Source organism: Flavobacterium sp. GNP011, from assembly GCF_056428925.1.
This window is the reverse complement of record NZ_JBWJVJ010000002.1, coordinates 167,210-185,535: the sequence shown is the minus strand read 5'-3', so window position 1 is coordinate 185,535 and position 18,326 is coordinate 167,210. Positions and strand designations below refer to the sequence as shown.

15 protein-coding genes are annotated in these 18,326 nt (G+C 32.7%); 8 read left to right on the top strand and 7 right to left on the bottom strand.

Annotated elements, in window-relative coordinates:
* Window positions 1-9 precede the first annotated feature (9 nt).
* Window positions 10-213 (top strand): hypothetical protein, encoded by a 204-nt coding sequence (locus tag AC061E_RS03405; protein WP_144891466.1) that lies wholly within the window; start codon window positions 10-12, stop codon window positions 211-213.
* A 347-nt stretch (window positions 214-560) separates the two neighbouring features.
* Complete coding sequence (locus AC061E_RS03400) at window positions 561-2,657, top strand: peptidylprolyl isomerase (protein WP_478285000.1); 2,097 nt, start codon at window positions 561-563, stop codon at window positions 2,655-2,657.
* 73 nt (window positions 2,658-2,730) lie between these two features.
* Here the strand turns inward: AC061E_RS03400 and AC061E_RS03395 are convergent, their stop codons facing one another.
* Both AC061E_RS03395 and AC061E_RS03390 read right to left on the bottom strand, forming a co-directional pair.
* A complete protein-coding gene (locus tag AC061E_RS03395) occupies window positions 2,731-3,645 on the bottom strand; it encodes a GYDIA family GHMP kinase (protein ID WP_478284999.1) in 915 nt (304 codons plus the stop codon).
* Between the two features lie 60 nt (window positions 3,646-3,705).
* The gene (locus AC061E_RS03390) at window positions 3,706-5,022 is read right to left on the bottom strand and encodes a hydroxymethylglutaryl-CoA reductase, degradative (RefSeq protein ID WP_478284998.1); all 1,317 of its coding nucleotides are present in this window, start codon (window positions 5,020-5,022) and stop codon (window positions 3,706-3,708) included.
* Between the two features lie 180 nt (window positions 5,023-5,202).
* Between AC061E_RS03390 and AC061E_RS03385 the strand changes: the two genes are divergently transcribed.
* From AC061E_RS03385 to AC061E_RS03360, 6 genes are all read left to right on the top strand, one after another.
* Window positions 5,203-7,374 (top strand): S9 family peptidase, encoded by a 2,172-nt coding sequence (locus AC061E_RS03385; RefSeq protein WP_478284997.1) that lies wholly within the window; start codon window positions 5,203-5,205, stop codon window positions 7,372-7,374.
* Between the two features lie 34 nt (window positions 7,375-7,408).
* On the top strand, window positions 7,409-9,082 hold the full coding sequence (locus AC061E_RS03380; RefSeq protein WP_182651220.1) for a peptide MFS transporter: 1,674 nt from the start codon (window positions 7,409-7,411) through the stop codon (window positions 9,080-9,082).
* Between the two features lie 77 nt (window positions 9,083-9,159).
* Window positions 9,160-10,818, top strand: a complete 1,659-nt coding sequence (locus tag AC061E_RS03375) for a peptide MFS transporter (protein ID WP_478284996.1) — start codon at window positions 9,160-9,162, stop codon at window positions 10,816-10,818.
* A 3-nt stretch (window positions 10,819-10,821) separates the two neighbouring features.
* Window positions 10,822-12,333, top strand: a complete 1,512-nt coding sequence (locus tag AC061E_RS03370) for a peptide MFS transporter (RefSeq protein ID WP_478284995.1) — start codon at window positions 10,822-10,824, stop codon at window positions 12,331-12,333.
* A 52-nt stretch (window positions 12,334-12,385) separates the two neighbouring features.
* Window positions 12,386-12,844, top strand: a complete 459-nt coding sequence (locus AC061E_RS03365; protein ID WP_478284994.1) for a thioredoxin family protein — start codon at window positions 12,386-12,388, stop codon at window positions 12,842-12,844.
* 111 nt (window positions 12,845-12,955) lie between these two features.
* On the top strand, window positions 12,956-13,411 hold the full coding sequence (locus AC061E_RS03360) for a thioredoxin family protein (RefSeq protein WP_478284993.1): 456 nt from the start codon (window positions 12,956-12,958) through the stop codon (window positions 13,409-13,411).
* Window positions 13,412-13,420: 9 nt separating this feature from the next.
* On the opposite strand, the gene AC061E_RS03355 is transcribed toward AC061E_RS03360, so the two are convergent.
* From AC061E_RS03355 to surE, 5 genes are all read right to left on the bottom strand, one after another.
* Entirely contained in the window at window positions 13,421-15,472 is a 2,052-nt protein-coding gene (locus AC061E_RS03355) for a ComEC/Rec2 family competence protein (RefSeq protein ID WP_478284992.1), read from the bottom strand.
* A 185-nt stretch (window positions 15,473-15,657) separates the two neighbouring features.
* Entirely contained in the window at window positions 15,658-16,089 is a 432-nt protein-coding gene (locus AC061E_RS03350) for a C40 family peptidase (RefSeq protein WP_478284991.1), read from the bottom strand.
* The gene (gene lpxB, locus AC061E_RS03345; RefSeq protein WP_478284990.1) at window positions 16,076-17,188 is read right to left on the bottom strand and encodes a lipid-A-disaccharide synthase; all 1,113 of its coding nucleotides are present in this window, start codon (window positions 17,186-17,188) and stop codon (window positions 16,076-16,078) included. The genes AC061E_RS03350 and lpxB overlap by 14 nt, the downstream gene beginning before the upstream one ends.
* 37 nt (window positions 17,189-17,225) lie before the next feature.
* Window positions 17,226-17,498: a hypothetical protein gene (locus AC061E_RS03340; RefSeq protein WP_478284989.1), complete on the bottom strand. Its 273-nt coding sequence runs from the start codon at window positions 17,496-17,498 to the stop codon at window positions 17,226-17,228.
* Window positions 17,488-18,270 carry a 5'/3'-nucleotidase SurE gene (gene surE, locus AC061E_RS03335; protein WP_478284988.1) on the bottom strand — a complete coding sequence of 261 codons (783 nt, stop codon included), beginning with the start codon at window positions 18,268-18,270 and terminating at the stop codon, window positions 17,488-17,490. Before surE ends, AC061E_RS03340 begins: the two co-directional genes overlap by 11 nt.
* Window positions 18,271-18,326: the final 56 nt, after the last annotated feature.

Here is an 18,326-nt window from a genome sequence, read left to right as displayed (position 1 = left end):
CACATCATCATGAAATATTTTAAATACACTCAATACATTTATTTACTTTTTGCAGCCTATCTTATTTTTGATGGGGTTAAAAAACTCAACAATCCAGCTCTTGGCGAAGCATGGTTGAATTTTATAATAGCAGCTTTTGCAGTGTTTATGTTTTTCTTCAGAAGGAGGTTTACTAAAAAATTTGAGGAAAGAAATAAAAATATGAAACCATAAAAGTACTTGGTTTGTTTATTTGACAACACAGCTTTGTTTGGTAAAAGTTGGGTTTTGTCTTCAATAAAACAAGTGTTTCTAGGTTATGAAACTTTAGTTTTTAATCATTTTTCAGATTTAATTCAAAGTTTATTTTAACGGTTCAATGACTATGGAAAAAGCTCTAAATAGTGTTTAACACCCTCAAAAATCATTGGTTTAAGCTAAATTAAAAATACTAAATAATGCTTCAAGGCTTTATTTTATTGGGAAAATAAATTTTCTTGCAAAATAAAAGGCTACTAGTATAATTATTAATTAGATAATTGTATTTTCGCAAACTGAATATAAAAATTAACAACAATAAAATGGCAGTTTTACAAAAAATTAGACAACGTTCACTTCTCTTGATACTCGTTATCGGGTTTTGTTTATTAGCATTTATCATAGGTGATATATTCAACAGTGGTGGTTTTAGCAGTACTTCAAAAGATGTAGGTAGTGTTGATGGAAAAGACATTTCATTTGAAGATTTTAGAGTTAAAGTTAGTAATGTTGAAAAAAGTGGTCAAGGCATTACTTCTACACAAGCTGCAAATAGAGTATGGGATCAAGAGGTTTCTGTAGCTTTATTAACATCTGAGTTTGAAAAACTAGGATTACGTGTAGGCGAAAAACATTTGTTAGAGGTTTTTAAAGCGGATCAAAACATTGGTGGAAATCCATTGTTTTTAAATGCTGCTGGCGTTTTTGATGTTGCTAAATTCAAGCAATATTTTAAATCAAACCCAGAACAAGCTCAGTTTTTGAAAGACAGAGAAAAAGATGCTGATTTGAATGCTAAGTTTCAATTGTACAACACGCTTATCAAAGCTTCAGTTTTTACAACGGATAGTGAAGGTAAGATGAAGTATGAAATGGAATCTAACAAAGTAAATTTTGGTTATGTTGCTGGTTTGTATTCAACAATTAAAGATAGTGAAGTTAAAATTTCTGATTCAGAAATTGTAGATTTCATGAGTAAAAATAAGAAAAAATACAAAGCTGACGAATCTCGTGAAGTAGAGTATGTATTAATTGAAGACAAAGCATCACCAGCTGATGAATCTGAAATTAAAACTAGAATAAACGGATTGTTATCTGGTAGTGTAGTGTATAACCAAAAAACAGGTAAAAATGATACTTTACCAGGATTTAGAACTACAGCAAATGCAGTAGATTTCGTTAATTCAAATTCAGATATTCCTTATGACTCAACATATATAGCTAAAAAAGATTTGCCAGCTGTAGATGCTGATAAATTGTTTAACCTTGCTCCAGGTGCTGTTTATGGTCCGTATATGTTTGGTAAATACATTTGTTTGTCAAAATCATTAGGTAAGAGAGCAGCTGTAAATGTTAAGGCAAGCCATATTTTAATAGGCTATGAAGGTTCTCAAGTTCCAAATCAAAAAGAAAAAAGAACTAAGGAGGAAGCAAAAGCAAAAGCTGAAAGTATTTTAGCTCAAGTTTCGGCTAATCCAGATAGTTTTATGATGTTGGCTTTTACATCATCTGATGATTCTTCTGCGCAACAAGGTGGTGATTTAGGTTATTTTGGTCCAAACCAAATGGTAAAACCTTTTAATGATTTTGTTTTTAGTAATGGTATTGGTAAAGTAGGTTTAGTAGAAACTGAATTTGGTTTCCACGTGATTAAAGTTACTGATAAACAAGATGGAATTCGTTTAGCGACTGTAGCTCAAAAAGTAGAGGCTTCTGAAGCTACCGCTGATAAAATATTTGCTCAAGCTACAAAGTTAGAGATGGATGCCTCTGACAAAGATCTTAATGCGGTTGCAAAAACATTAGGTTTAAAAGTAGCTCCTGCAGTATCTGTAAAAGGATTAGATGAGAATTTTGGTTCTCTAGGAAACCAAAGAACAATTGTTCGTTGGGCTTTTGAAAAAGGAGTAAAAGTAGGTGATGTAAAACGTTTCGAAGTAGCTAATGTTGGGCATGTTATTGCTAAATTAAAAAGCATTGACGATTCTGGACTAATTGCAGTTTCTGTAGCAAGACCTTACGTTGAGTCTATTTTAAAAAACAAAAAGAAAGCAGAATTAATCAAAGCTAAAATGAACGGTTCTTCTCTTGAAGCTATTGCAAAAGCAGTGGGAGGAACAGTACAGCAAGCTACAGGATTAACTATGGAAAATACCATGTTGCCTAGTGTAGGACCAGAACCAAAAGTAGTAGGTAATGCATTTGCATTATCAGCGAACAAGCTTTCTGCACCAATTGAAGGTAATACAGGAGTTTATGTGGTAAAAAATGTAAGTGTTGTAAAAGCGCCAGCTTTAAAAAGTCACGCTGCTTATGTTACAAAGCTTAAAACTCAAAGTGCATCAGACGCGAATAGAGTTGTTCCTGCTCTTAAAGAAAATGCTAAAATTGAAGATAACAGATTAGATTTTAATTACTAATCTAATCTTACTAAATATAAAAAACCCGATACTGATTGAAAAGTATCGGGTTTTTTTATGGACAAAAGAGCAACTACAAGATCATCTCCTCATAAGGAATTACAGTCTCATATCCTTTTGATTTGAAATAAGCGGTTGGGTTATGTTCTGATACTGTCATTACAAAATCTCCGCCCCAAGCGCCAAGGCTTTTTACAACTCCATCAAAATCTGGAAATAAAGTTTCTTTAACGATTGTAGTTTCTAGAATAGAACTCAAATGTGCTTCGTGTTGCGCTAAGGATTCGGTAAATGCTAATATAGTACTAGCATTGTAAACGGCTGTTGTCAATTGGTCATTTACAGCTATGGTTTCGGCTAGGTTGTTTTTTTTATTTTTTTGATAGGCTGCAATGGCTTTTTTACTGTTTTGCTTTTTATTGAGATATACAAAATAGATATTTTTTTTAAACTCAGGATTGAATTCAATTTGTTTAACGGTTGGATTGCCATCTTTTATCTGAAAAAGAATGGGAGTGTTATTTTGTGCGCAAGCAATATCATATCCGCTACCTCCAAAGCTGTTTTTTAACAACGTAAAGGCATCAACTTGCAACCATTTGGCAATATTGTTAATTAAAGTAGATGACGTTCCTAAGCCCCAATTTTTAGGGAAACTGAGTTCAGTAGTAACAGTGTATCCATTAGCATTGAGGATGAATTCAGGATTCAATTTATAGGCTTCGTGTAAAATAGTGGTAAGTGTACTTTTTACAGATTCCGTTTGATCCCTAGTCCCATTAGTAATATCAGAAAATGAAAGAGTGTCTTGAAACCATATTTGACCATCAAAGTCATAACTTGTCCAAACGATTTCATGGTTCTTACTTGTTTCTACACAAAGGTTTTGTCCTTGTTTTGTAGGCAATGCAAAGGCTTGTGCGCCATCAAGAACAAGATATTCTCCAGTAATTAGAAGTTTACCATTGCTGTAAAATGTTTTTTTCATCAGTATTGTTTTAATCCAAATCAAGGTTTTTAATTTTGATTGGAAAATCAAAAATCAATCTTATTTTCTTAGGTTCTCAATAAAGGAAACTACAGCGCTATGAGAAACAGCATTCTTTTTGAAATGATTTTGAATCAAAAGACGCTCTGCAGTACTGGCCTCAAATTGATTGATTATGTTGTTTAAGTGCATTTTCATGTGGCCTTCTTGAATGCCGGTGGTAGTCAACGAACGTAAGGCTGCAAAATTTTGTGCTAACCCTGCAACTGCAACATATTGCATGAGTTCTTGTGCAGAGGGTTTTTCTAGCATTTCGAGAGAAAGCTTTACAAGAGGATGTAGCGATGTTAATCCTCCAACAGTTCCTAATGCTAACGGAATCTCCAGCCAAAAAGTAAAAATTCCGTTTTCTATTTTGGCATGTGAAAGACTAGAATAGGTTCCGTTGCGGGAAGCGTAGGCATGAATTCCCGCTTCAACCGCTCTAAAATCGTTACCAGTAGCCAGTACAACGGCATCCACGCCGTTCATAATTCCTTTGTTGTGCGTAACGGCGCGGTATGGTTCTACTTCAGCAATTTGTACTGCTTGAACAAATTTCTCTGCAAATACCTGTGGGTTTGGTATTTGTTTTTCCTCTAATTCGGCAACAGGACAAGAAACTTCCGCTCTTACAATGCAATTTGGCACGTAATTCGAAAGAATGCTCATCACTACTTCAATATCTTTCTCTGACGTTGAGAATAAATCATAGTGTTGTGCTTCTTCTTTTAAGGTTTTGGAAAATTGTTCCAAACACGAATTTATAAAATTAGCGCCCATGCTATCTTTAGTATCAAAAGTAGCATGTAACTGGTAATAGTTTGGTAATAAATCAGTTTTATCTTTTAGAATTATATCGGTAATTCCACCGCCGCGTTTTTGCATATTAGCGGTGATAGACTCGGTTTCAGAGAAAAATTTATTTTTGTTTTGAGCAAAAAACAGGTTTAGTTTAGATACATCACCTTTGAATATAAAGTGAACTTGGCCGATTTTTTCAGTATTGATAACCGTGGTTTTAAAACCTCCTCGTGTAGCCCAGAATTTGGCTGCTTTGGATGCTGCTGCTACCACAGAGCTTTCCTCAATGGCCATTGGAATGGTGTGGTACTTGCCGTTTATCAAAAAATTGGGAGCAATCCCAAGGGGTATGTAAAAATTCGTAATCGTGTTTTCTATAAATTCATCATGAAGCTGTTGAATTTTTTCATCGTTGTTCCAATAATTTTTAATTACTGCAATTGCTTCAGATGGATTGGAGAAATATTCTGTTGCAATCCATTTGATTTTTTCTTCTTTTGATAATTTTGAAAATCCACTTATGGTCTTGTTCATTCTCAATTGATTAGGGTGTACTATACTGCAAAGATACGTTATTAGCGGTTTTATTTGCAATCTAAATCATTTCAATAAGAGTGAGTTGTGGTAAGCTGTTTTTACATTTAACATAAAAAATAACTGATTATTGTAATTTTTTCACTAAAATTGACGGTTTTTTATCCTTAATTTAATAGTATGTATTCAAAAAATTATATCGCTTTATTTTTATTTATTTGTTTTTCGGTTATTGGACAACAAAAAATAACCATTGATGAAATGTACAACGGTACCTTTCGAGCCAAAGGAATGGATGAATTGCAATCCTTAAAAAACATGAATCAGTACACTGTTTTAAACGTAGATATGCAATCTAGTAGTATGCAAATTAATGTATATGATTTTGCGACTTTAAAGAAAACAGTAACATTAATTGATACTAAATCACATCAAGAGCTGGCTAGTGGAATAGACAGTTATTCCTTTGATGCTTCAGAAAAAATGATATTGCTGGCTTGTAACTCCAATCAAATTTTTCGTCATTCATTTACAGCTGATTATTATTTGTACGATATAACTACAAAAAAATTGAAAAAACTTTTTGATTTTCAAGTTCAAGAGCCAACCTTTTCACCTGATGGTAAAAAAATTGCTTATGCTAGAGAGAACAATCTCTATGTTTATGATCTAGCTACTACTAAATCTACTGCTATAACAACAGACGGACAAAAAAATAGTATCATAAACGGAATTACAGATTGGGTTTACGAAGAAGAATTTGCTTTTGTGAAAGCTTTTGACTGGAGTACTGATAGTAAAAAAATAGCTTACATTCGTTTTGATGAAAGTAAAGTGCCTGAATTCTCTATGTCTATGTTTGCTAAAGATTTATATCCTACAAATCAAACTTTTAAATATCCAAAAGCTGGCGAAAAGAACGCGGTTGTGTCTTTGCACGTTTATGATGTAGACGCAAATGCGGTGAAAAACATAAATCTAGGCAATTACAATGACTTTTATATTGCCAGGTTAAAATGGACAAATGACAGTAATGCTGTTTCGGCTCAGGTGTTAAACCGTCATCAAGATAATTTAGATTTAATTTTTGTTGATGCCACATCTGGAACTACAAAAGTAGTTTTGAATGAAAAGGACAAAGCCTATGTTGACGTTACTGATAATTTGACTTTTCTTAAAGACAACAGTTTTATTTGGACGAGTGAAAAAAATGGTTTCAACCATATTTACTTGTATGACAAAAATGGAAGTTTAAAAAATCAGGTTACCAATGGAAATTGGGAAGTAACTAATTATTATGGTTATGATGAGAAAACTAATTCGGTTTTTTATCAATCTGTAGAAAATGGTTCCATCAATAGAGATGTATATAAAGTTTTGCTTAATGGCAAAGGAAAAGTACGACTGTCTCAAAACACAGGTACTAATGCAGCTACTTTCAGCCCAAATTTTCAATACTACATCAATACATATTCTAGCGCTTCGCAGCCTACTACTTATACTTTAAATGAAGCCAAGGCTGGAAAACAAATTCAAGTAATAGAAAATAACGAGGCTCTTGCAACCAAATTAAAGAAATACGATCTACCTGCCAAAGAGTTTTTTGTGTTGAAAACAGAAAAAGGAATAGAATTGAATGCATGGGTTATAAAACCAAAAGATTTTGATCTAAACAAGAAATATCCAGTTTTCATGTACCAATATTCGGGTCCTGGATCTCAACAAGTAAATAATGAATGGAACAGTACTGATGATTACTGGTTCATGATGTTGTCACAACAAGGTTATATTGTAGCTTGTGTTGACGGACGAGGGACCGGTTTTAAAGGCGCCGATTTTAAAAAAGTGACTCAATTGCAGCTAGGTAAGTATGAGGTAGAGGATCAAATTGATGCTGCCAAAGTAATAGGGAATTATTCATTTGTAGATACATCTAGAATTGGTATATTTGGCTGGTCTTATGGTGGTTTTATGGCCTCTAATTGTATTTTAAAAGGCAATGATGTTTTCAAGATGGCAATTGCGGTAGCTCCAGTAACTAACTGGCGTTTTTATGATAGCGTGTATACAGAGCGTTACATGCAAACACCACAAGAAAACGCTAGTGGATATGATGATAATTCCCCTATAAACCACGTGAATAAATTAAAAGGAAAGTACTTGTTGATTCATGGATCTGGAGATGATAACGTACACGTGCAAAATACTATGCAAATGATGGAGGCTTTGATACAAGCCAATAAGCAATTTGATTCTCAGATATATCCTGATAATAACCACGGAATTTATGGTGGTAAAACTAGGGTTCAATTGTATACAAAGATGACAAATTTCATTAAAGAGAATTTATAAAAGCGATAATTAAAAACAAACCAAATTAATAAAAATGAGTGAAACAGCAGTAAAAACAGGACATCCAAAAGGACTTTGGGTGTTATTTGGAACCGAAATGTGGGAGCGATTCAATTTCTACGGAATGCGGGCTATCTTGACCTTGTTCTTGGTGAACTCACTGATGATGAAAGAAGAAGATGCCTCTTTAATTTATGGAGGATTCTTGGGACTTTGTTATTTAACTCCTATGTTAGGTGGTTTTATTGCCGATAGGTTTTTTGGAAACAGAAATTGTATTTTGCTAGGTGGATTGATGATGGCAATTGGACAATTCTTTTTGTTCATAAGTGCTAGTGTATTTGGCACTAACATCAGTTTAGCAAGCACTCTAATGTGGTCAGCTTTAGGAATTATAATTTTTGGAAATGGTTTCTTCAAGCCAAATATTTCTTCCATGGTTGGGAGTTTATATCCAAAGCAAGAAAAAAGCAAACTAGATACAGCCTTTACAATTTTCTACATGGGTATCAATTTAGGAGCTTTTTTAGGTCAGTTGATTTGCCCAATTGTAGGTGATGTTAAAACAGAAGGAGTAAGAGACATCCATGCCTTTAAATGGGGGTTTTTAGCAGCTTCTATTGCTATGTTAATAGGAACTGCAGTTTTCTACTTTCTTAAAAACAAATATGTAGTTACTCCAGAGGGAAAACCTTTAGGAGGTTTGCCTTCTAAAAATGATGCTTCTGACTATGAAGAGGGAGAATCTCAAAAAGCTGTTTTTTCGCAGAAAGCATTAATTGGTGCAGTAGTAGCATTCTTCGGATTGGGATTAATTTTCCATTTTGTATTTGGACAAAACTTTATATACTCTTTAATTTACGCTAGTGGTTTATCACTTGCGGGATTAATAATTTCAGATTCATCACTTACAAAAGTAGAGAGAGATAGAATTTTTGTAATTTATATTGTAGCTTTCTTTGTTATATTTTTCTGGGCTGCTTTTGAACAAGCTGGTTCGTCCTTAACATTTATTGCCGATAATCAAACAGATAGAAACTTTTTCGGGTACAATATGCCACCATCGATGGTTCAAATTTTTAACGGATTATTTGTTGTAGCATTTGCAGTACCATTCAGTATGTTGTGGGATTATTTAAGAAGCAAAGACAGAGAGCCAATTTCACCAGTAAAACAAGCAGTTGGATTAGCATTAATTGCATTGAGTTATTTTATTATTGCTTACAATGTTAAAGATTTAGGAAACAATGGTTTGCTTGCTATCAAATGGTTGATTCTTTTATATTTGATTCAAACTTGTGCGGAATTATGTTTATCACCAATAGGACTGTCATTAGTTGGTAAATTATCTCCGAAGCGTTTTTCTTCTTTATTATATGGAGTATTCTTTTTATCAAATGCTTCAGGTTATGCCTTGGCTGGAACATTAGGTTCTATTTTGCCTGCTACTGGAGATAAATTCAATAAAGCAAAAGAACTTGGCATTGATTTACAAGCGGTATTAGATAAAAAAATCACTTTGACTGTAGAACAATTAGCAATCTTAGAGAAAAATCAAATCAGTCCAAACAATCCAGTTTTTGCAGGATTTGAGATTCATAATTTATTTGAATTTTTCATGGTATTCGTTATTCTTTGCGGATTGGCAGCTGTTATATTAATGGCATTAACTCCAAAATTGAAAAAAATGATGCACGGTGTGCGTTAACTAAATTTTAAAAATATTTTTATATCTTTCAAACCTACAAGAAATCCTTGTAGGTTTGTTTTTTAAACCAATATACTATGTGGAAAAGTCACCCTAAAGCATTGCCTTACTTATTTTTATCTGAAATGTGGGAACGTTTTGGTTATTATTTAATGATTGGAATTTTCACCTTATATCTCAAAGATGTTGAGGCTGGATTTGCCATGACGGAGAAAGAAGCTTCTGATTTGTATGGAACTTTCATTGCCTTGGTGTTTTTAACCCCGTTCATTGGAGGATTAATTGCAGATAGGTATCTTGGATACAAGAAATCAATCGTAATTGGAGGATTGATGATGGGTGCAGGTTATCTCATGATGGGAATTCACAGTTTGCCGATGTTGTATTTTGCCATGACTTTGGTAATTGTAGGAAACGGATTTTTCAAACCTAATATTTCAACACTGTTAGGTAATTTCTACAATGACGAACAGTATAAAGATAAGAAAGATGAGGGGTACAATATTTTCTATATGGGAATTAATGTAGGTGCCTTTATTTGTAACTTCTTTGGTGCTGCTTTGAAAATTCTTTTCGGTTGGCAAGAGGCTTTTATGGCTGCAGGGGTCGGAATGTTTATTGGTGTGATTGTATTTTTATTGGGAACCAAACATTACGGAGATAAAACCGATAAAAAAGGAGTACAAGAAGGAGACATGCCGTTTTATAAAATTGTATTGTATATTTTAGTGCCATCAGTTGTTTTTGGAGTTATAGGTTGGTTTTTGAAAGGTGTTCAGTCAGAAATGAATGTTGATAGTTCTGTTTTTGGATCTGATAGCACCGATGCTTTTATATTTGCCTGTATTCCAATTGTGTTTTTTTACGGAAGTTTATATTTCAAAGCTAAAGTTGAAGACAAAAGACCAATCGGTGCGTTGCTTTCAATTTTTGCAGTAGTGATTTTATTTTGGGCAGTGTTTAAATTGAATGGTTCTGCACTAAATAATTGGGGTGATAAATATACTGACAGAGAATTAACAGGGACTTCACAACAAATAGGATCTAAACTAAACCTTACTGATACGCTAACTTTTAAAAAAGATTCAGTTGCATTGTACGATGCAGCATTTAGAATTCAGAAAAAAGATGGCGAAGTTACAAAGGTTGTAGATTATCCATTGTATTTTAGAAATGTAGCGAAAGAGAAATTACCAAAAGAGGAAAGTCAAATATTTACATGGTCGGCAAATTTGAGTCAATCCATCAATCCAGGTTGGGTTATTATTTTGACGCCACTTGTTGTTGCTTTTTTTACGTTTTTAAGAAGCAGAAAAAAAGAACCTTCAACACCAACAAAAATTGCTTTTGGATTGTTAATATCGGCATTGTCTGTTTTGGTAATGATTGCTGCTGTTCACATTGGTAGTAACGGAATGGAAAAAGTATCCGTTTGGTGGCTTGTTGCAAATTACGGAATCATAACCATTGGAGAATTATTTCTTAGTCCGATGGGATTGTCAATTGTCTCTAAATTGTCTCCTAAAAACATCACTGCTTTAATGATGGGTGGATGGTTTTTATCTACATCCATTGGAAATAAATTATCTGGAGTTTTGGCAAGTATGTGGGATCAATATGATGATAAGGCCAATTTCTTTTGGGTGAATTTTGGCTTACTGATGTTTGCTACACTTTTAATGTTTGCTCTGGTTAAAAATTTAAACAAAGTAATGAAAGACCACGGAATTAATTAAGGTATGGAAATCAATCAATCATTAGAAGAAATTCAAAATTTCAAAGGAAAGTATCCAAAACAATTGTGGTATTTGTTTTTTAGCGAAATGTGGGAACGTTTTTGTTTCTATGGTATGCGAGGTATGCTCGTGGTTTTCATGGTGAATCATTTAGCTATGAATGAAACGGTAGCTAACCTGCAATATGGTGCCACTCAGGCTTGGGTGTACGCCTTTACATTTATTGGAGGATTATTTGCTGACAAAATTTTAGGTTTAAGAAAGTCACTTTTTTGGGGTGGAATTTTAATGATTATAGGAAGTGTCATTCTAGCCGTTGATCCTAAGAATTTTTTCTTTATTGGTTTGGGTTTTACAATTGTTGGAACAGGTTTTTTTAAACCCAACATCTCATCAATGGTGGGACAGTTATATAAAAATGACGATCCACGAAGAGATGCTGGTTTTTCATTCTTTTATATGGGTGTAAATCTTGGAGCATTAATTGGAGGTTATATCTGTATAGCTGTAGCCGAAGGGTCTATGTGGCAATCTTTAGTGCCGGAAAATTTAAGATGGAATGTTGGCTTCGGGTTTGCAGCAGTTGTTATGATTGTAAGTTTGCTAACCTTTACTCAAACTCAAAAAAGTTTAGGGCCAATAGGACTTTCTCCTCTATTAAATCTTGAAAAATCAAAGAAAAAAAATCTTGAAATTGCAACTTATATAGGTTCGCTTTGTATTATTCCGTTAATAATAATCATGGTTGCAAATACCCAGTATACCGATTATTTTATGATTTTTATTGGTCCTGCCTCTATATTGTATTTGTTCTATGAAATGAAGAATTTTTCTTTAGTAGAAAATAAAAAACTTTTAGCCGCTTTAGTGTTTATCATTTTCTCAATTTTCTTTTGGGCTTTTTTCGAGCAAAGTGGAGGTTCATTAAGCTTATTTGCTTCAAATAATTTGAACAATGATATTTTAGGAGTTGAATTAAGTCCAAATGGAGTAAACAATGCAGCCAATTCGTTTTTTGTTATAGTTTTTGCAGCATTGGTAGGATTAGTTTGGTTATGGATGGCTAAAAGAAAAATTGAACCTAATACTGTTATTAAATTTGGTTTGGCATTTATATTTCTTGCTGGAGGTTTTTGGATATTTTATTACACTAAATTCTTTGCTGATTTAAACGGAAGAACCTCATTAGGAGTTTTTACTTTAGGTTGGTTTATAATCACTTTTGGAGAATTGTGTTTATCACCAATAGGAATGTCAGCAATGACTAAACTATCTCCTCAAAAAACACAAGCTGTCATCATGGGGATGTGGTTTCTAGCTAGTGCGTATGGACAATATTTTGCTGGAATATTAGGGGCAAATATTGCCGAAGCATCTGAAAATGCATCCAACCTAGACAAACTTTACGTATATGCTGATGGGTATTGCCAATTGGGGATTTATGCTTTGATTGCAGGGTTAATTTTGATTTTAAGTTCGCCATTCATTAGAAAATTAATGCAGGAAGTAAAGTAAGGACTCCTTTTTTGGTACTATTTTTGAATATATTTGTAAAAAATAAAACACTATGAAAAAAAATATAATTACGCTTTTGCTGATAACTTTTTCAGTTGTTGCACAAGCACAAGAGTTGGTTTGGGAAACTAATATTAACAAGGCAATGGAAGTTTCGACCAAAACAAAAAAACCGATGTTGTTGTTTTTTACAGGAAGTGACTGGTGTGGCTGGTGTATTAGGTTGCAAAAAGAAGTTCTTAAAACACCTGAATTTGCAAAATGGGCAAATGATAATGTAGTATTGGTTGAACTTGATTTCCCTAGAAAATCGAATCAAACGGAAGAAACTAAAAAGCAGAATAGTGAATTGCAAATGGCATTTGGGATACAAGGTTTTCCAACGGTACATTTTGCAAATGCTAAAACTGTTGATGGTAAGGTTAATTTTGAAGGTTTAGGTAGTACGGGATATGTTGCTGGAGGACCAGCTGCCTGGATAGCAGAAGCTAATAAATTTTTTAAAAAGTAAATTGATAAGATTTTGTCGCTTTATAAAGATTATTTGAATATATTTCCTTTTTTTATTGTTGAATATTCTGTTTTTTTGTTATTTTTATAAAAAATTTTTAAGACCTGCCTTATGATTAAGAAATTACTTTTTGCGTTTATATTTTCGTATAGTTTTAATATGAGCGCCCAAACCTTAAATTGGTCCACTGATGTAAATGCTGCAATTGAAATTAGTAACAAAGAAAATAAGCCATTATTGCTTTTGTTCACGGATAAAAGTGTTACCAATGACCTGTTGTTTACACAAGTATTAAACACTCTTGATTTTGCTTTATGGTCTAGAGATAATGTAGTTCTAGTGAAAATAGATCTTACTCAAGAAGATGGAAATGAGTACGTTGATCGTAATTTAAATCTCAAGAAAGCTTTTAGTATTGATGCTAATCCGTCTATATGTTTTGCAAGAGCGAGTTCTAGAAAAGGTAAAATCAATTACCAGTTAATTGGTAAAACGGGATACAAACCAGGTGGTGTTAAAGCATGGATATCTGATACTAAACTCTTATTGACTGAAACTTTTGAGTAGTTAATTTATTTACCTAACTATATAGAATCCCTTTTCACGTGTCATGTGGAAAGGGATTTTTTGTTTTTCACAGCTTTTTTTCCAAGTTTGTTGTATGGACTTAAAGTTAGATCCATCTGCTACAACCATTTTGGGTTGTAGTTCCATTAATATTCTATCTAAGTTTATTTTTGTTGATTGAATTAGTAATAAAATATCAGGTTTTAAGTTTGGCAAATATTGCGTGGAACTATCTAATACAAAAATTCTTTTTCCTTTATAAAAGAAGAAATTTTTTAAATATAGTTTTTTTTCTATATCTACATGAGTACCGTTCAGGTATGTTTTTAAGGCATTAATTTCTTTGCTTTTTACGTCATCTTTACTGTTGTTATAAACTATACAACTTTCTCCTTGTTTTATGGTTATAAGTGTTTGCTTAGGCAAATGAAAAACAATAAGTTCACCATTCTCAACATCCTTCCAACGAGTGTAAAAGTTTACTCCTTGAATTACAAGTATTGAGGTTAGTACAGCAACTAGTTTATTAAAATTTGGTTTTTTTATCCAAATTACTATGCAAATAATACTGGCATATGCACTTATTAACATGAAAAAATGTAATGGTATGTCTTTAATTATAAACTGTTCAAATGAGGCAATAAAGTGTATTATTTGATTAAGTATATTAATGCTCCATTCAAATAATTGAGTTAATAATTGTGGGATAGTATCCACTGCGGCACATAGCATAACCAAAACTCCTAGGATCATAATTAGTCCTAAAAACGGAATCACAATTAGATTTGTAATAAAAAATAAACCTGGAAATTGATGAAAATAATAAATGCTTAATGGAAGAGTACCAATTTGTGCTGCAAATGATACGGTTAAAATATCCCAAAAATATTTTGTTAATTTATTTTTGGGTTGGTATAGTAGGCTTAACATTGGCTGTAGCCAAATTATAAAAAAGAGCGCTAAATAGCTTAGTTGAAATCCTACGTCAAATAGAAATGAAGGTTCAATAAGTAGAATTATTAGAATAGAAACGATTAATGTATGATATATGTTTACGCTGCGCCTAAGATGATTTCCAATTGCAATAAAAGAGAACATTGTCACAGAACGTACCACTGATGGTGCTAGTCCAGCAAGTATACCAAATAAAATAAGTGATGTTAGTATAATAAATAGCTTTATCCACGAACCTTTTTTATTGTTTGGTATAGGTTTTAAAACCAATGTCATAAACATTAGTATGAAACCTATATGAAGTCCTGAAACGGATAAAATATGTACAGCACCTGCAAATTGATAGTCTTTAATAATAGTAGGCGAGATTTCTTGTTGCTGCCCAAGTATAAGTGCCATGGCAACTTGAAGTTCTTCATCGTTAAAATTATGATGTTGTAAGTTTTTTAAAATGCGTGTTCTTAATGCATCCGAGTAATACCAAAGATCTTTTTTTAATTGTTTTGCAATTTTTATTTCGTCACTTGACGTGTACATTTGGCCATAAATATGTTTGTTTTCTAAATACTTTCCATAATCAAATTGATAAGGATTTTTGGGTGAAGTGTTGGGGTATATTGAGGTTTTTAACTGAATTATATTCCCAACTTTTAATGTTTTTTGGATACTATCATTATTAATATTCAGGACTATTTTACCTGTTTTAGTTTCATTGTTAATGTGAGTGATTATTGCTACATACCGATCACTAAATGAAGTTTTTTTTAATTTTTCTCTAATGATTAATGTATACTTTTTTTCTTGTTGGAATACATTTTTAACTTGTAAATAGTGACTCTCTTTGAAACTATCAGAATGTATGCGTTGCGTTGAAACTCCAATTAATCCTGCTAAAAACAATATACTTATCCCAAATAATGGTGCTGCTTTTTTATTTTTTTTGAGAAAAAAGTATTGTGCTCCTAATCCAATAAGTGAAAGTAGTATTGCTGAAAAAATATATTTTGTGGGTAAAAAAATATAATGAGACAAAAGAAGTCCTATTATAAAACCAATTGTAATTTTTATCAGTGGGAATTGCAGCACTTTCATAACTCTAAAGTACACATTTTAAATAAGTAAGAACTATTTTTTAGTAAGAAAATTGTAAAATTAAAAAAGTCTATTGGCTTGAACAAAACTCTTTTTATAGTATGGCTCCTTAGTAGAGGATACAATTACACCTTTTGAAGTAGAGGAGTGAATAAATTTTATTTACTCATCATAGGTGTCAATTACAATGCCCACGTGATCTATTGAATTATTTTGCTGTTAGAAAAAAATACTAAATCCCCTTTTTTGACTTTGTCTTTTTTTACATTAATTACTAGTCCAGTTTTGGACAATTGTAGAGAATTATGTGGTAAAATAATATCTTGCTGTTTAAATATGGTAATAATTAATCCAGAGCATTCAAATCCTTTTGAACTAGTTCCTCCATATTTGTAGGGAGCTCCAAGCTCTTTTGAGGCATTTTCTATTACTGATTGAAGTGTTTTTTCTATCTTTTTTTTATCTGATGTAGGTTTTATTTCTTTGTAGTCACTTTTGTTTGCCGTTGAACTATGATTTCTAGGTGCACAACTGTAACCCAAAATCACAATAACAGCAACTGTTATACTGCGTCGAAGTACTTGTTTTATTGGTATGTATGAAGTTTTGAAATTCAATTTAAAATAAATCATTTACAATTAAAGCTGCTGTTTTTTCACTGGCACCACGACCACCTAATTTGTTTTCAAGAAGTATGTATTTTTCTAAAATAGTATTGCGTTTTTCGGTTTTCAAGATTTTGTACAACTCTTCTTTGATGCGTTTGGAATTGCATTCATCTTGAATGAGTTCTGTAACTACCTCTTCGTCCATAATGAGGTTGACTAATGAAATGTATTTTAATGTTATGATTCTTTTTGCAATTTGATAAGATATCCAGTTGCCTTTATAGCATACTACTTCTGGTACTTTAAATAAAGCCGTTTCAAGTGTAGCCGTGCCTGAGGTTACTAAAGCGGCTGTTGCATTTTGTAATAATTCATAGGTTTTATTTGCTACAAACTGTATGTTACTTTGTGTAATAAATGGGGTGTAAAAAGAGAATTCCTGACTTGGAGCCCCAGCAATTACAAATTGATATTCAGGAAAATCATTAGAAACACTCAGCATTATTTGCAGCATTTTTGTAATTTCTTGTTTTCTACTTCCTGGAAGTATTGCTATGATAGGTTTATCACTTAGGTTGTTTTCTTTTCTAAAATCTATTTCTGTAACATTCGATTTGTTGTGTATGGCATCGATTAAGGGATGTCCCACGAAATCAACAGGGTATTGGTGTTTTTCTTCGTAGAATTTTTTCTCAAAAGGTAATATAACATACATCTTATCAATGTCTCTTTTGATATCAGTAATTCTACTTTCTTTCCATGCCCATATTTGAGGAGAAATATAGTAATGTGTTTTGATTCCTAGTTTTTTAGCCCACTTTGCAATTCGGAGATTAAATCCAGGATAGTCTATAAAAATCAACACATCAGGTTGGAATTTCTGAATGTCCTTTTTACAAATGTTTATGTTGTTTAAAATCGTTTTTAAATTGAATACAACCTCAATAAAACCCATAAAGGCAAGATCGCGATAGTGTTTTACTAAGGTACCGCCTACGTTCTCCATTAAATCACCTCCCCAAAAACGAATTTCTGCATGTGGATCTTTTTTGAGAAGCTCTTTCATTAAGTTAGAGCCGTGTAAATCTCCAGAGGCTTCACCTGCAATTATGTAATATTTCATGGTTGTAAAATCTAAATTTAAAAAATGAATTCTGTTTTTATATTACTAAGGTTAAAATGGCTAAAGCAATAACTGAAAACACAATTCCCTGCGCGATTTTTTCTCTGTTTAATTTTAGAGCTACCCCAAATGCCCCCAGCGTTAAAATACAACCTAAGGTGATTATTTTTCCAAGATTTCCTTGAGATTGTAAGATTTGAATGCCCGCAATAAAATGGTAATCTGTAAAAAAATACATGAAAATAAAACTGCCTAAACCTGTAGTCAAAAGTCCTATTATAAATCCTATGAGTATATCTTTATTCTTCATTCCATGAAAAGGTGTTAAGTTGTTGAATGGCATGATGTGCTGTTAAGTCAAATTGTACTGGTACTACGGATATGTAACCGTTTTTTAGTGCCCACTCATCAGTGTCTTCTCCATGATCTTGATTTATAAATTCTCCAGCTAACCAGTAATAATCTCGGCCTTGAGGTGTTTTGCGCTTGTCAAATTTTTCTACCCAAATGGCTTTTGCTTGTCGGCATACTCGTATTCCTTTTATGTTTTCTTCTTGTAGTTTTGGAAAATTAACATTCAATAATACACCTTCGGGTAGGCCATTTTTAAGAACCTGTAGAGCAATCTTACGAATAAATGTTTTTATGGCGTCAAAATTTGCATTCCAATCATAATCCAAAAGTGAAAACCCAATGGCAGGTATACCTTCAATACCCGCCTCCATGGCAGCACTCATGGTGCCTGAGTAGATAACATTTATGGATGAATTTGAACCATGATTTACGCCAGATACGCAAAGATCTGGTTTTCTTTCTAAAATTTCATTTACGGCAAGTTTAACACAATCTACTGGAGTTCCAGAGCAACTGTATTCTAAAAAGGCGTCGGTATCTTTGGATGTTTTATTTAGGTATAACGTGCTGTTTATTGTAATGGCATGTCCCATAGCACTTTGAGGTTTATCTGGTGCTACAACAACAATTTCCCCAATTTCTTGCATTACTGTTATTAAAGCTCTCAATCCAGGTGCCGATATGCCATCGTCATTTGTAATAAGTATCAGCGGCTTGTTTTTTTTCATTTACTTAAAATTAAAAAAAAGAATATTTATTTAAATTAATAACAAATGTAAGGACT

Bases quoted from the DNA above. Each gene is read 5' to 3' on its own strand.
- AC061E_RS03405 (WP_144891466.1), top strand. From the start codon at position 10: ATGAAATATTTTAAATACACTCAATACATTTATTTACTTTTTGCAGCC.
- AC061E_RS03400 (WP_478285000.1), top strand. From the start codon at position 561: ATGGCAGTTTTACAAAAAATTAGACAACGTTCACTTCTCTTGATACTC.
- AC061E_RS03395 (WP_478284999.1), bottom strand. From the start codon at position 3,645: ATGAAAAAAACATTTTACAGCAATGGTAAACTTCTAATTACTGGAGAA.
- AC061E_RS03390 (WP_478284998.1), bottom strand. From the start codon at position 5,022: ATGAACAAGACCATAAGTGGATTTTCAAAATTATCAAAAGAAGAAAAA.
- AC061E_RS03385 (WP_478284997.1), top strand. From the start codon at position 5,203: ATGTATTCAAAAAATTATATCGCTTTATTTTTATTTATTTGTTTTTCG.
- AC061E_RS03380 (WP_182651220.1), top strand. From the start codon at position 7,409: ATGAGTGAAACAGCAGTAAAAACAGGACATCCAAAAGGACTTTGGGTG.
- AC061E_RS03375 (WP_478284996.1), top strand. From the start codon at position 9,160: ATGTGGAAAAGTCACCCTAAAGCATTGCCTTACTTATTTTTATCTGAA.
- AC061E_RS03370 (WP_478284995.1), top strand. From the start codon at position 10,822: ATGGAAATCAATCAATCATTAGAAGAAATTCAAAATTTCAAAGGAAAG.
- AC061E_RS03365 (WP_478284994.1), top strand. From the start codon at position 12,386: ATGAAAAAAAATATAATTACGCTTTTGCTGATAACTTTTTCAGTTGTT.
- AC061E_RS03360 (WP_478284993.1), top strand. From the start codon at position 12,956: ATGATTAAGAAATTACTTTTTGCGTTTATATTTTCGTATAGTTTTAAT.
- AC061E_RS03350 (WP_478284991.1), bottom strand. From the start codon at position 16,089: ATGATTTATTTTAAATTGAATTTCAAAACTTCATACATACCAATAAAA.
- lpxB (WP_478284990.1), bottom strand. From the start codon at position 17,188: ATGAAATATTACATAATTGCAGGTGAAGCCTCTGGAGATTTACACGGC.
- AC061E_RS03340 (WP_478284989.1), bottom strand. From the start codon at position 17,498: ATGAAGAATAAAGATATACTCATAGGATTTATAATAGGACTTTTGACT.
- surE (WP_478284988.1), bottom strand. From the start codon at position 18,270: ATGAAAAAAAACAAGCCGCTGATACTTATTACAAATGACGATGGCATA.